This window comes from Paenibacillus sp. GCM10027626 (genome assembly GCF_042676285.1).
GTDB lineage: Bacteria > Bacillota > Bacilli > Paenibacillales > Paenibacillaceae > Paenibacillus_Z.
The window spans coordinates 86,631-100,138 of sequence record NZ_JBHTHC010000002.1; the positions used below are offsets into that span (position 1 = coordinate 86,631).

General features: G+C 50.5%; 15 protein-coding genes. All 15 read left to right on the forward strand.

Going from position 1 to position 13,508, the window contains the following annotated elements:
- Positions 1 to 65 precede the first annotated feature (65 nt).
- The 15 genes from ACFQ0N_RS04090 to ACFQ0N_RS04160 all read left to right on the forward strand — a co-directional run bounded on the left by ACFQ0N_RS04090 (position 66) and on the right by ACFQ0N_RS04160 (position 13,504).
- Entirely contained in the window at positions 66 to 299 is a 234-nt protein-coding gene (locus tag ACFQ0N_RS04090; protein ID WP_379323106.1) for a DUF4227 family protein, read from the forward strand.
- Between the two features lie 141 nt (positions 300 to 440).
- A complete protein-coding gene (xerD, locus tag ACFQ0N_RS04095) occupies positions 441 to 1,340 on the forward strand; it encodes a site-specific tyrosine recombinase XerD (RefSeq protein WP_379323108.1) in 900 nt (299 codons plus the stop codon).
- Between the two features lie 40 nt (positions 1,341 to 1,380).
- Positions 1,381 to 2,199, forward strand: a complete 819-nt coding sequence (locus ACFQ0N_RS04100; protein ID WP_379323110.1) for a purine-nucleoside phosphorylase — start codon at positions 1,381 to 1,383, stop codon at positions 2,197 to 2,199.
- Between the two features lie 142 nt (positions 2,200 to 2,341).
- The gene (locus ACFQ0N_RS04105; RefSeq protein ID WP_379323112.1) at positions 2,342 to 2,515 is read left to right on the forward strand and encodes a Spo0E family sporulation regulatory protein-aspartic acid phosphatase; all 174 of its coding nucleotides are present in this window, start codon (positions 2,342 to 2,344) and stop codon (positions 2,513 to 2,515) included.
- A gap of 127 nt (positions 2,516 to 2,642) precedes the next feature.
- Entirely contained in the window at positions 2,643 to 3,971 is a 1,329-nt protein-coding gene (locus ACFQ0N_RS04110) for a pyrimidine-nucleoside phosphorylase (protein ID WP_379323114.1), read from the forward strand.
- A 28-nt stretch (positions 3,972 to 3,999) separates the two neighbouring features.
- On the forward strand, positions 4,000 to 4,632 hold the full coding sequence (locus tag ACFQ0N_RS04115; RefSeq protein WP_379323116.1) for a TVP38/TMEM64 family protein: 633 nt from the start codon (positions 4,000 to 4,002) through the stop codon (positions 4,630 to 4,632).
- A 153-nt stretch (positions 4,633 to 4,785) separates the two neighbouring features.
- On the forward strand, positions 4,786 to 6,549 hold the full coding sequence (locus ACFQ0N_RS04120; RefSeq protein ID WP_379323118.1) for a methyl-accepting chemotaxis protein: 1,764 nt from the start codon (positions 4,786 to 4,788) through the stop codon (positions 6,547 to 6,549).
- A gap of 202 nt (positions 6,550 to 6,751) precedes the next feature.
- Positions 6,752 to 6,949, forward strand: a complete 198-nt coding sequence (locus ACFQ0N_RS04125) for a hypothetical protein (RefSeq protein ID WP_379323120.1) — start codon at positions 6,752 to 6,754, stop codon at positions 6,947 to 6,949.
- Between the two features lie 42 nt (positions 6,950 to 6,991).
- Positions 6,992 to 9,181: a preprotein translocase subunit SecA gene (locus ACFQ0N_RS04130; RefSeq protein WP_379323122.1), complete on the forward strand. Its 2,190-nt coding sequence runs from the start codon at positions 6,992 to 6,994 to the stop codon at positions 9,179 to 9,181.
- 199 nt (positions 9,182 to 9,380) lie between these two features.
- The gene (locus tag ACFQ0N_RS04135; RefSeq protein WP_379323124.1) at positions 9,381 to 10,583 is read left to right on the forward strand and encodes a D-alanyl-D-alanine carboxypeptidase family protein; all 1,203 of its coding nucleotides are present in this window, start codon (positions 9,381 to 9,383) and stop codon (positions 10,581 to 10,583) included.
- A 146-nt stretch (positions 10,584 to 10,729) separates the two neighbouring features.
- Positions 10,730 to 11,083, forward strand: a complete 354-nt coding sequence (gene spoIIAA, locus ACFQ0N_RS04140; RefSeq protein WP_379323126.1) for an anti-sigma F factor antagonist — start codon at positions 10,730 to 10,732, stop codon at positions 11,081 to 11,083.
- A complete protein-coding gene (gene spoIIAB / locus ACFQ0N_RS04145; protein ID WP_379323128.1) occupies positions 11,080 to 11,526 on the forward strand; it encodes an anti-sigma F factor in 447 nt (148 codons plus the stop codon). Before spoIIAA ends, spoIIAB begins: the two co-directional genes overlap by 4 nt.
- A 19-nt stretch (positions 11,527 to 11,545) precedes the next feature.
- Positions 11,546 to 12,301 carry an RNA polymerase sporulation sigma factor SigF gene (gene sigF / locus ACFQ0N_RS04150; protein ID WP_379323130.1) on the forward strand — a complete coding sequence of 252 codons (756 nt, stop codon included), beginning with the start codon at positions 11,546 to 11,548 and terminating at the stop codon, positions 12,299 to 12,301.
- Between the two features lie 124 nt (positions 12,302 to 12,425).
- Complete coding sequence (locus ACFQ0N_RS04155; RefSeq protein WP_379323132.1) at positions 12,426 to 13,070, forward strand: stage V sporulation protein AA; 645 nt, start codon at positions 12,426 to 12,428, stop codon at positions 13,068 to 13,070.
- Positions 13,067 to 13,504, forward strand: coding sequence for a stage V sporulation protein AB (locus ACFQ0N_RS04160; RefSeq protein WP_379323134.1), 438 nt, complete (start codon positions 13,067 to 13,069; stop codon positions 13,502 to 13,504). Before ACFQ0N_RS04155 ends, ACFQ0N_RS04160 begins: the two co-directional genes overlap by 4 nt.
- Positions 13,505 to 13,508: the final 4 nt, after the last annotated feature.

Here is a 13,508-nt window from a genome sequence, read left to right on the forward strand (position 1 = left end):
TCCGCGACATAAAGTGTTGTAATGGTTCCCAATTCAACGCTCGTTTGTCAGGAGGTGGTCATGACATGGTCTTGTCCATACGCAAATGGTTGAAATGCGCGGTTTTCATCGTACTGCTAATATTGCTTACAACGATCGTTTATGACGGTCTGCGCCTTGTGAATGCGTGGCTGGCGCCTAATGATCCGTACCGGATTCCGCAAGGGAAGGCGCTCAAAGTTTTCGATCTTGAGGGTGAGCAGCCTATCAAGGAGTCCGTAGCGGATCGCTTGCGCCTGTTTTATTGGTACGGGGAGTGACGGTTTATTCATGGCGAAATTTTGCCAAAAAAGCGAACGATATCCGATCATTCGACAGTTATTAAGTCAGCAATGCAGGAAAAAGCGGCTGCTTTGTGGAATAGTGTGGAAGGTGGTTCGACTACCGGGAGGGATCAGTCCATGAAATCACAATTACAGCCATTTATCGATTACCTGGGTGCAGAACGGAGGCTCTCCCGCAACACAGTAGAATCGTATGAACGGGACTTACACGCCTTTCTTGATTATGTTAGCGAGCAAGGTGCAATGACAGTTCAAGATGTACATAAGCATCATATCGCTCTTTATTTGCATCGCTTAAAGCAGCAGGGGCGAGCGGTAGCGACTGTGTCGCGGCACATCGTGTCGATTCGTGCTTTTTTTCATTATTTGCGCAAAGAGCGGATCATTGCTGCAGATCCGGCTTCAGATGTAGAAACGCCCAAGCAGGAGAAGCGTCTCCCGCTTGTTTTGACGATTGCGCAGGTTGAGCGGCTGCTTCATGCTCCCGACGCCGCCGCTCCGGCAGGGATGCGCGATAAAGCGATGCTTGAGGTGCTCTATGCTACCGGCATACGGGTGTCGGAGCTTATTTCGCTGGAGCTGGAGCATGTTAATTTGCCGCTTGGCTTCATTCGCTGTATCGGATCGGGAGGCAAAGAAAGAATTATTCCGCTTGGCCAAGTGGCGCAGCAGGCATTAAGCGGTTATTTGCACGGCAAGAGAGAAAAGCTGCTGAAGCAGCGGCGGGACGAGCAGGCCTTATTTTTGAATCAGCTCGGTTCCCGCATGTCCCGGCAAGGCTTTTGGAAAATGATCAAAAAGTATGCGCAGGAGGCCGGCATCGCTTGCGAGATTACTCCGCATACGCTGCGGCATTCATTCGCTGCTCATTTGCTGGAAAATGGCGCGGATTTGCGGTCTGTGCAGGAGATGCTGGGGCATGCCGATATTTCCTCCACGCAAATTTATATGCAGGTGAACAAATCGAGGATAAAGGATGTCTATACAAAGGCTCATCCGCGGGCAACGATGAGTTGATTGCAGATGACCGCGAACTAACGAATAGGGGGAAACATGAATGCTGCAGTCGGAGCAAATTAAAGAAGCGGCAGCTTATATTGCTGCCCGGACAACGGTGCAACCGGAAGTAGGCTTAATTATGGGGTCAGGGCTCGGCATACTGGGCGATTATATTACGGATGCTGTAACGATTGATTATGCGGATATTCCGCATTTTCCGTTATCGACTGTCGAAGGACACGCCGGCGAGCTCATGATCGGCAAACTGGCCAGCCGCCCGGTCGTGCTGATGCGCGGCAGATTTCATATGTACGAAGGCTACGGTCCGGAACTGACGGCTTTTCCGGTCCGCGTCATGAAGGCGATCGGTGTGAATAAGCTGCTCGTAACGAATGCTGCCGGGGGGATCAACACGTCCTATGAGCCCGGAGATTTGATGCTTATTAGCGATCATATTAATTTGACCGGCCGCAATCCGCTCATTGGCCCGAACTTGGAGGAGTGGGGACCGCGGTTCCCGGATATGTCGGAAGGCTACAGCCGAAGAATGCGGCAGCTTGCAGCTGAAACAGCCGAAGCCCAGGGCTTTTCGCTCAGCGAAGGGGTATACGTCGGCGTGCTTGGGCCTTCCTATGAAACGCCTGCCGAAATCCGGATGATGCGGACGATGGGCGCTGACGCGGTGGGGATGTCCACTGTTGCCGAGGTTATTGCCGCGCGGCATTGCGGCATTGAGGTGCTGGGCATTTCCTGCATCAGCAACATGGCATCGGGCATTCTTGATCAGCCTTTGTCGCATGAAGAAGTAATGGAAACGACAGAACGTGTGAAATCTCGCTTCCTCGGACTCGTAAACGCAGTCGTGCCGCTTTTATAAAATGAGAGCAATATGTCCTCAATTCGCTTCTTTGTAACATAAATGTAACTTTCGCCTCGACTGATTGTGACATTTTTTGTTCGCGCACCGTCGTATAATGTCCATGTTATAATTAGACGGAAAAAGTGAGGATCGGACAGAAATGGACAATCAAATGAATTGGCGGCTTGAACGACTGCGTTGTCAGTTGGTCGCAGTGGCGATGCACAAAAAAAATATGCTGCATCGCGAGGTTTTATTGCTAAGCCAGTCGCTTGATCAATTAATTGTGATCGCCCAGCGCGAGAAGCTGCGGGCACTTCAAGAAAGCAAATAATTGATTGATGGCGGCCACTGCTTCCAGTCAGATCGACATGCCGGCTTTTCACACGAATTAACACTTTCAAGAGGATACAAGCTATTGGGCCAATTATAGACACCACAGGTAAGGGAGGTCTTCTTGAATGCGAGCTGTAGATCTGATACAGAAAAAAAGAAATGGCGGGCAATTGTCTGCCGCAGAGATTGATTTTCTGGTTGACGGCTATTGCCGGGATCAAATACCCGACTATCAAATGTCGGCATGGGCAATGGCCGTATTTTTTCAAGGTATGAGTGTGGAAGAAACTGCTGAATTGACGCTTGCGATGGCACGCTCAGGCGATCAAGTGAATCTCGCCTCTATACACGGCATTAAAGTAGACAAGCACAGCACTGGCGGGGTAGGCGACAAAACGACCTTAATTGTTGCCCCGCTAGTCGCTGCATGCGGTGTTCATGTAGCAAAAATGTCGGGACGGGGGCTGGGACATACAGGCGGGACGATCGATAAATTAGAGTCGATGGCAGGCTTTCAAATCGAGCTGACCCAGCAGCAATTTGTCTCGCAAGTCAATGAAATCGGTCTGGCGGTCATCGGGCAAAGCGGAAACATCACTCCCGCCGACAAAAAGCTGTACGCGTTGCGCGATGTAACGGCAACTGTAGAATCCATTCCGCTAATTGCCAGCTCGGTCATGAGCAAAAAGATCGCCGCAGGCGCCGACGCCATCGTGCTTGATGTCAAAACCGGCAGCGGCGCTTTTATGAAAACAATTGAAGACGCCGAAGCGCTGGCTAAAGCGATGGTGGATATCGGCACTGCTGTAGGACGGCAAACTTCGGCCATCATAAGCGATATGGACCAGCCGCTCGGATTTGCCATCGGCAATGCGCTTGAAGTGGCTGAAGCGATCAGAACGCTTCGCGGCGAGGGCCCCGAGGATTTGACGGCGCTATGTATTGCGCTCAGTGCGCAGATGGTGCTCTTGGGCGGGGCAGCTGCTGATCTGGCCGCTGCGGAAGCGCTGGTGCGGGAACAGCTGAAATCGGGCAAAGCGTTAGAACGTTTTCGCGCCATGATTGCGGCTCAGGGTGCAGACCCGGCTGTTGCAGATCATTTGTCACTGCTGCCGCAGGCGGCAGTTGTTATAGAGGTTAAGGCAGGACGCTCCGGATACGTGCAGCGTATTGAAGCGGAGGAACTGGGCATTTGCGCTATGCTGCTGGGGGCAGGGCGGGCCGCGAAGGATGAGCCGATTGATTACGCTGTCGGCATTACTATGCAGCGAAAAGTTGGTGAAGCTGTTACGGCAGGCGATGTACTCGCACTGCTGCATGCAGCCGATGATGGCGGCAGGCAGCTTGTTGACCGGGCAAGAAATGCCTTCATTATTGGAGCAGAGGCGCCCCGATTGCGCCCGTTGCTGCTGTCTGCCGTAACTTCGGACGGCATTGCCCGCTATGCTGATTAGCGATTGTGTCAAGAAATAAGGGGACAACATGAATATTTCGGAAATAACCGACTATTTTACCGAAGAGAACATCGCTCATTTCATCGAGCAATATCGTTCCTTCGGTCCGCTTCCAGGTATTTTGCTTACTTTTCTCAAATCATTTATTCCACCGCTTCCGACCATTGGCATCGTTGGCGTCAACGCCGCGATTTATGGCCTGTGGCCCGGCTTTTTTTACTCCTGGATCGGAATTGTAAGCGGCTGTATGGTTACCTTTTTAATTGCCCGGGCAATTGTCGGGCACCGGCTGCTGGAGCGTTGGGCGCAAAAGCCGAAGGTAGCCAAACGTTTGGTATGGATTCGCCGCAATGCATTTAGCTACGTTTTTTTGCTTAGCTTGTTCCCGGTGGGGCCGTTCGTCATTATTAACATTGCGGCCGGCGTGGCAAAGATGCGGGTGCGGTCGTTTTTTATAGCGGTAACGATGGGTAAGGCGGTAATGGTATTTTCCGTATCCTATATTGGCCATGACTTGTCCCGCTTCGTCGAGCGTCCGCTGGAAATTTTGTATGTACTGCTGTTTGTTGCGATTTCTTTAATAATAAGCAAGCGGATCGAGGCTTATTTTGCTCGTAAAGATGATGTGACTTTACAAGAGAAACAGGCCGAAAACCAATGAAAAAAGTCTGCCGTCATTAGGATGGCAGGCTTTTTTTTCTTCAAATATCCATAAAATTGTCGAAAATTACCGTTTTACTATAGTGAATTGGACCTAATATGTTAATATAATAGATAAAAAGTAGCTGAGACGTTGAGGGGAGTAAGGAGAGAAATGAAGACGCAAATAAAAGAGAAACTTGCAATCAATGTCCGAAAAAAACTGTTATTTGTTAGTTTAGTGCTGCTGATTATACCTGTTGTGGCTCTTGGCATTCGCAGCTATACCGCTGCTGTTTCTGAGTCTAACGGACTAATTTACAGTAAACTGGGAACAAGTGTGAATATGGCGATTGAAATGATCCACACCTTAAATAACAATGTCAATAACGGGCTGATGACAAAAGCCGAGGCGCAGGACGAAATAAAAGATATGCTGCTTGGCAAAAAGCGGGACGACAATACGCGGCCGATCAATAAAAACTTTGATTTGGGGGAAAACGGATATTTCTTTATTCTCGATTCGAAAGGCGAACTGTTGGCGCATCCGCTGTCCGAAGGCGACAACATTTGGAACAAGCAATCCTCCGAGGGCCAATTTTATATTCAGGATGTCATTAAGGTCGCACAGGAGGGCGGCGGCATAACGGAGTATAGCTGGCCTTTAGCAGCTCCGAATGAACATAAGGAAGCATTAAAAATTACATATTCCAAACTGGATAAAGACTGGGGCTGGATCGTTGCAGCCGGCTCCTATTATCAGGATTACAATAGCGGTCAAAAAGAGATTTTGAATTCGATTTTGGTCACGCTTATTATATGTATCGTTGCCGGTACTGTCGTTACCGCTTTGTTTGCCCGTCATATGACCTCGCCGATTATTCGGATGGCAAAACGCGCCAACCATATTGCCCAAGGTGATTTGCATGGAGAGCCGATCCAGGTAAAAAATAAGGATGAAGTCGGCAGGCTCGCCGATGCGTTTAATGTAATGCTGGACAATATGCGGGATCTGGTCGGCAATATGATGCTCAGCTCGAAAACGGTGACAAGCGCATCTCAGCGGCTTTCTCATGTTATCCACGACACAAGGGAAGCGGTTAGCCAGACGACCGCAGCGATTTCAGAGGTAGCAGCCGGCAGCGAAGGACAAGCGCGCAGCATACAGGATACGTCCCGTGCGATGGAGGAAATGACCGTCGGCGTTCAGAAAGTATCGGACTCATCCAACCAAGCGTATGAAGCTTCCGTGCAAACCCTGGATTTCGCTGAGCAGGGAGGCGAGCTGATCAAACAATCCGAGCAGCAAATGACGGCAATTCATAACACGGTCGAGCAGCTTGCGCGATCAGTTGCCCGACTGGATGAGGGCTCCAGACAGATTGGCAGCATTGTTCAGACGATTCAGGAAATCTCGGCACAGACGAATTTGCTTGCGCTCAATGCTTCGATTGAAGCTGCGCGTGCGGGCGAAAGCGGACGCGGGTTCGCTGTCGTTGCCGGTGAAGTGCGCAAGCTGGCGGTGCGCTCGGATGAATCGGCTGCTGAGGTGGCCGCGCTGGTCGGCACTATTCAGACGGAAATCGCTGAAGCGGTGCTGTCCATGCAGCAGGGTGAAAGTGAAGTGGCCGAAGGCGTCAATTATATTCAATCAACAGGCGAAGCCTTTGAACGCATTTTGGCTTCAACCCGCCATATAGTTGCGCAGATGGAGGAGGCGTCTGCCTCTGCCGAGCAAATGTCTGCAGGTACCCAGCAGATTACAGCAACGCTGCAGCAGATGGAGCAAATGTCCTTGCAGGCCTCTGAAAGCGCGCAAGCGGTCAGCGCCTCATCCGAAGAGCAGCTGGCGGCTATGGAGGAGATTGAGTCGTCAGCCAATGCGCTCGATCAAATGTCGGCAGAATTACGGCGGGCCGCAGAAAACTTTAAATTGTAGCAGGAAGGGAGCCGTTTTCCGGATATGGAAACGGCTCTTAACTGTAGTATAATGGCATAGTGGATGGAGAGGAGACAATGGACGTGATTTTCTGTATGCTTATACTGCTCAGTCAGTGGCCGCGGCTGGCCGCATGCCTTTATAAAGCCTTGCCGACGCTGCATAGCCAAAGGCGCGCTAATTGCATGGGCGAACTGCGTATATGCTGGCAGTTGTTGTTGAATGGCACGGTACGATTCCATTGGCTTCATCTGCTTGCTTTGCCGACAATGTTATTATTACTGAGAAAATATATAGCTTTTCTTATTTTTATTGTGCTGGCTCTGTCCTATATAAGCTGGCGCCAACGCTTAATTCCAATCGTTTATCTGAGGCTGAAGGAGCCTCATGCCTGCCTTGACAGAATGTTGTATAGGAGCATTTGGAGTCAAGGAGGATTACGATGCGGCAAATATTGCACTGGAAGCGATGGTTGGCAACAAAAGTACAGCTTTACAAGCTTCGTAAATATAAGACGCGTTTGGCAACGTTGGAGCAGTATAGGACTAGTGAGCTGACAGCCCAGCAGATTGCTCTGCGTGCAGAGCAATTGAAGGAGCAGGTTAGGCAGGGAGAGCTGCAGCTCATGGAGGATCCGGATGAAGCTTATGCACTGGCAATCGCGGCGCTGAAAATTGTTAAAGGCATAGAGCTGTATGAAATGCAGATCGTCGCCGGCATGGCTATGGGCGAAGGGCTGCTGATTGAAATGGGAGCCGGCGAGGGCAAAACTTTTGCGGCTGTGCTGCCGGTTTATGCCCATGCTTTGAGCGGCAAAGGCGTGCATGTATGGACATGCAATGACTATTTGGCGCGAAGGGACGCGACAAATTTAGCTCCTGTGTACGAATTTCTCGGGCTGTCCGCTGCTTATGTTCAAGCTGATATGACGACGGAGGACAAACGGGCCGCATATGCTGCGGATATTACGTATGTCTCTGTGCATGAAGCCGGATTTGATTATTTAAAAGATGCAATTCGCGTGACGGAAGAAGAACGGCTGCAGCGGCCGCTTTATAGTGTGTTAATTGACGAAATTGACGCGGTGCTGCTCGATGATGCTGCTTCATCGCTGGTTCTGTCCGCCCCTTGCCCTGAAGCAGCAGAGGAGGATCCGCAAGTTTATACAGAGTTGGCTAAGCAGCTCCAGATCGGGCAGCATTATCGGATTGATGCTAGAGAGAAGCGTGTTTACTTGCTGGAAGCAGGCATTGCGAAGGCCGAGCGGCAGCTTGGCTGCGGCTCGTTGTTCGATGAGGCCAACGCAGCCATATTCAATGGCTTGATGAACAGCTTGCACGCTTTGGCGTTGGTTGAGCGGGATGTGCACTATATTGTGCGCGAAGATAAGATCCATATTATCGATCCACTGACCGGCCGTCCTTCTGCGCGGCGAAAATGGCCGTATCCATTACAAGCTGAAATAGAGCGGCGTGAAGGAGTGCCAGTCAGCGGGCGCGGGCGTATTTGGGGAATGATGACGATTCGCGACCTGCTCAGCTTATATCCGTACAGAAGCGGAATGACGGCAACGGCTCGCAGCGCCGCGGACGAATTTCGCACATGGTACGGAATGAATGTCGTCGCTTTGCCGTCTGCGAAGCCGTGCCGGAGAGTAGATCGCCCTGTCCAGATATTTGAGGGGCGTCAAAAACAAGAGCAGGAAGTGATAAAGCAGACGGCTGCAGCGCATGCGTGCGGTCAGCCGGTACTGCTCTGCACCGCAACTGTGCAGGAAGCAAAACGATTGTCCGGGCAGCTGCAAGCCAGCAATATCGCCTGTACTATAATCACTGCAGCAGCTGAAGAGGCTGAAGCGGCTGCAATGGAGCAAGCGGGAAGATTTGGGGCGGTTACTGTGTCGGCCAAGATGGCGGGGCGGGGAATTGATATCCGCCTTGGCGGTAATAGTTCAAGTGAGGCTGAACATGCCGAAAAAGCTGGAGGTCTGCTCGTTATTGGCACAGAATTGAGCGGAAGTGAACGGCATACAGCCCAATTGCGCGGCCGGGCAGGACGGCATGGAGAGCCGGGGGCATCAATGTTGATGGTCAGTACTGACGATGAGCTGTTCAAGCGCTTCGCTGCTGGAGGTTTGGCAAGTCGCAGACAGCTTGCGCATTTGCAGCGGGTCGCTTATGGCTGGCATGCGGCGATGCGGGATACGCTGTTTTGTTATTCAGACCTGCAGGAACAGCAGCGCCGTGCAGTGATGTGCGAGCGCGAGCAGGTGCTCAAAGGGAATTGGCAGCCGGCCGCTCTGCTGCAAGACAACGAGCTGGCGTCAGAAATTGAAAAGTGGGCGGCGCTGGACCGCAGGATCGTATTGCAAGCCATTGATCAGAGCTGGAGCGAGCATCTGGAATATATAGCAGGGCGCAGAGACAGTATTTTTTTGGAAAGCATCGGCGGGATTGACCCTTTGGAGCTGTTTCAGCAGCAGGTTCATGAGCATTTTCTCGGCTTTTGGCAGCAGGTTGCAGGCAGGCTTGCCGACGAAGAGAAAAAGGGACCGGCGCTTCAGCGGCCCGCTGAACTGTGGACGACAATTATCAACATCCAGGCCGTGCCACGCAAAGAGTCTTTATTATAAAATTCGATATATAGCTGTAAATCGGTCCATAGAAGACCGGTTTACAGCTTTTTTGTGGATAACATTAACAACATGCAGGAAGTTTGTTCCTCCCAAATTGGAATAATTTATACAGTATCGGTCGACACTAAGGATGAGATTATAGCCGAAATACGGCTTTTGCAAGCCGCTAGTGGCCAATTAGGAGGGGACTATACCTATGATTAAGCGATGTAAACGTAACATTATCGCTGTCGCGATGCTGATGGTGCTGACAGCCATCATGCCGTCGGCAGTATTGGCAAAGGAAGAGGCAAAAACGAAATCAGCGGCGCCGGCACCTGCAAGCCAGCTCAATTTGGCGCCGTCGGCGCGTTCGGCGATCTTGATGGATCAAGGCACCGGTACAATTATTTATGAAAAAAACAGCAACGATAAATTGCCGCCGGCAAGCATTACAAAAGTGATGACGATGCTGCTCGTTATGGAGGCGCTTGATGAAGGTGTTATCAAGCTGACAGATAAAGTAAAGACTAGCGAGTACGCCGCATCGATGGGAGGCTCGCAAATCTTTCTCGAGCCGGGCGAGGAGATGACTGTCGATGAGATGCTAAAAGGGATTGCACTTGCCTCCGGTAATGATGCATCGGTTGCTTTAGCCGAAAAAATCGCCGGAACAGAAGCGGAATTTGTCAAGCTAATGAACAAGCGGGCGGCCGAGCTTGGTATGAAAAATACAAATTTTGTAAACTGCAACGGTTTGCCTGCAGAGAATCACTATACATCTGCACGGGATATTGCGATCATGTCGATGGAGCTTTTGAAGCATAGCGAAATTACGAAGTATACCGGACTGTATCAGGATTACTTACGTAAGTCGAGTGAAAAGCCCTTCTGGCTCGTCAACACGAATAAGCTGGTGCGTTTCTATACTGGAGCGGATGGACTTAAGACCGGATTTACCAGCGAGGCGAAGTTTTGTCTGACAGCTACAGCGCAGCGGGATGGCTTGCGCGTCATTGCCGTCGTGATGGGAGAGCCGAACACAAAAACGCGCAATGCGGAAGTTACGCAAATGTTCGATTATTCCTTTGCCCAATATATGAATTACCCGATTTTCAAAGAGGGCGATACGATGGGTACTGTGAAGGTTGAAAAAGGAGAACTGCCTGAAATGCAGCTGACGGCCAAGCATCCTTACAATGTGCTGCTGAAAAAGGGCGGCGCTGTAAACGATATTCGACATGAATTGCACATTGAGCCGCTGAAAGCGCCGATTAAAGTCAATCAGCCTATAGGAAAACTAATCGTCTATCAAAATAACCAGGTGATTACGGAATTTTCCGTTGACGCGCCAATGTCAATTGAAAAAGCGGGCTGGTGGACCTTGCTCAAGCGTGTAAGCAGGAATCTCTTTCAATAATTAGGGGCGTAATTTGTCAACTTCTATCGACCTTCTTCTAGTTTTGTCGCGAGGGAGGAAACGGCAAGGCGTCCGTAGAAATGCTTGTTCAGAGCCGCACGTAAAGGAGTCACAGCGCTACTTAACGTTTAGGAGTGAACATGCTTATGAGTTTGCAGGTTGAACTGGAGCACTACCGTAATGTTCTAATTGTAAGGCTGCGTGGCGAGTTGGATCATCACACAGCGGACAGTGTCCGCTTCAAGATGGAGGAGGCCATTCTGCGCGGTGGCAGCGATCATGTCATTCTTAGCTTGAAGGATCTCCTGTTTATGGACAGCTCAGGTTTGGGAGTTATTCTTGGCCGTTATAAGCAATTAAAGGCCAGAGACGGAAAGATGGTCGTCTGCGATGTTAATCCCAGCGTCTATCGCCTATTTGAACTTTCCGGGCTGTTCAAAATATTGCCAATTCACGAAAATGAGCGTCTGGCGCTCACAAGTCTGGAGGTCGTCTCATGAATGGAACGAATGAGATGAAGCTGTCGTTTTCCGCCCGCTCGGAGAATGAAGCTTTTGCACGCATTGCCGTCGCTGCTTTCGTATCCCAGCTAGACCCGACAATGGATGAATTGAATGATTTGAAGACGGTGGTCTCGGAAGGCGTGACCAACGCCATCATTCATGGCTATGACAGCGACCCAAGCGGAATGGTAACCATTGAAGCGCTTATCGAAGGCGAGCATGTTACGTTAGTGATTAAAGATGAAGGCAAAGGGATCGAAGATCTGGATTTGGCCAGACAGCCGCTGTTCACCTCCCGGCCGGAGATGGAGCGATCCGGTATGGGCTTTACAATTATGGAAAATTTCATGGACGGCTTTGACGTCTCGAGTACACCGGGTAAAGGGACATCTATTGCGATGACAAAGCGTATCGAATCGAAAAAAGCGCTCTACAATTAAGCGCGAGGGGCTGAACCTCATGGAAGTCGATATGAAACAAACGGCGCAGCCGTTCTTGGACGATGCGGAAGTGAAACGGCTCATTGCGCTCAGTCAGTCCGGAGATTCGGTAGCTCGCGATACGTTGGTGCAGTGCAATATACGGTTGGTCTGGTCGGTCGTACAACGGTTTATGGGCAGAGGCTACGAGCCGGAAGATCTGTTTCAAATCGGTTGTATCGGATTGCTGAAATCGGTCGACAAGTTTGATCTATCGTATGATGTGAAATTTTCTACCTATGCCGTTCCAATGATTATTGGCGAGATTCAACGTTTTCTCCGCGATGACGGGACATTGAAGGTAAGCCGTTCGCTGAAAGAGACAGCGAATAAAGTTCGCAAGACAAAGGATGAATTATCGAAGGTGCTCGGCAGATTGCCGACGATTAAAGAGGTGGCGGAGCATCTCGGGATAACCCCGGAGGATGTCGTGTTCGCGCAGGAAGCGAATAAGCCGCCAAGTTCTATACATGAAACTGTGTTTGAAAACGATGGCGATCCGATTACGCTGATCGATCAAATTGCAGATGATTCGCAGGAACGCTGGTTTGATAAAATGGCGTTGACGGAAGCGATTGGCGGTCTGTCCGAGCGCGAGCGGCTCATAGTCTTTTTGCGTTATTACCGGGATCAGACACAGTCCGAGGTTGCTGCAAGGCTAGGCATTTCGCAGGTCCAAGTTTCGCGGTTAGAGAAAAAAATATTGCAGTCCATCCGGGACCAAATCGCCCAATAGGCGGTTTGGTCTTTTCTCATTTCATTTATTAATAATCTGACATGATTATACATCCCCATCTTTTCTCATACTAAGCAGGAAGCATGAGGGAGAGGGCCCAACATATAAAAAGGGGGGATGCGCCTTGACAACAGAAACGTCGCCAACCCTTTACTTGCGTTTGCGCAAACGGATCAACATCAAGCCGGGTCAGACCGTTACATTAGGCTTAGCAGCGCGGCTGTTTGCCGGCAATCCCGTTTTAGAGCGCCGGCTGCAGCAGCTTGTGCTGTATAAGCATCGCCAGAAGGATGGAAATCGGGTCGTCATTGATTTGCTGCAAATTGTGCAAAAAATTCGAGGCGCAACACCGCAAATCGAAGTGGAAACGTTTGGCGATCCGCAAGTTCTGGTCATAGTGTCCGATACGCCGCCGAAGCCGCGAATGCTTGTACTGATTATTGCTTGGCTGCTGTTATTTTTTGGGGCCGGACTGGCCATTATGAACTTCCATACAGATGTCAGTATGAAGGAAGTGCATCAGCGGATTACAGAGATGATAACCGGCGACAAAAACGAGCATCCGTTATGGCTCCAGATACCTTACTCCTTCGGTATTGGGATTGGCATGGTTGTTTTTTTCAATCATCTTTTCCGCAAACGGTTCAATGAAGAGCCCAGCCCGCTGGAAGTAGAGCTGTATATGTATGAGGAAAATGTCAATGAGTATGTCATAGCCGAGGAAATGAGCAAGACCAGCGAGCGCGAAGAGCAGGGGCAGAGCAGATGATAGCAGATATCCTTCAATACTTGTTCCTCATCTTCCTGGGGCTTGCCGGAGGCATTGCGGTTGGCGGGGGGCTAGTATCGCTGTTGATCGTATTTGATTTGATTCCCAGGCTCGCACAGCTGGCGTGCGCATTTCGCAAAGCAGTATGGTTTGAGACGGCTGTCATCTCGGGCGCGTTTTTTTGGTCGATTGCCGATTTTCTGGATTGGCGCGTCCTTCACTTGCCGCAGGCTGTGCTTGCACCGGTGGGCCTGCTTGACGGCGTATTTGTCGGCATGCTCGCCGCGGCATTGACGGAAGTGATGAATGTGCTGCCGATTCTGGCCCGGCGGCTACGAATCGAACCTTACCTGCTGGCGTTAGTGACGGCGATGATGCTTGGGAAGGTGGCGGGATCGCTGTTTGATTGGCTTGTATTCCAATGGAACGTTTAACGAC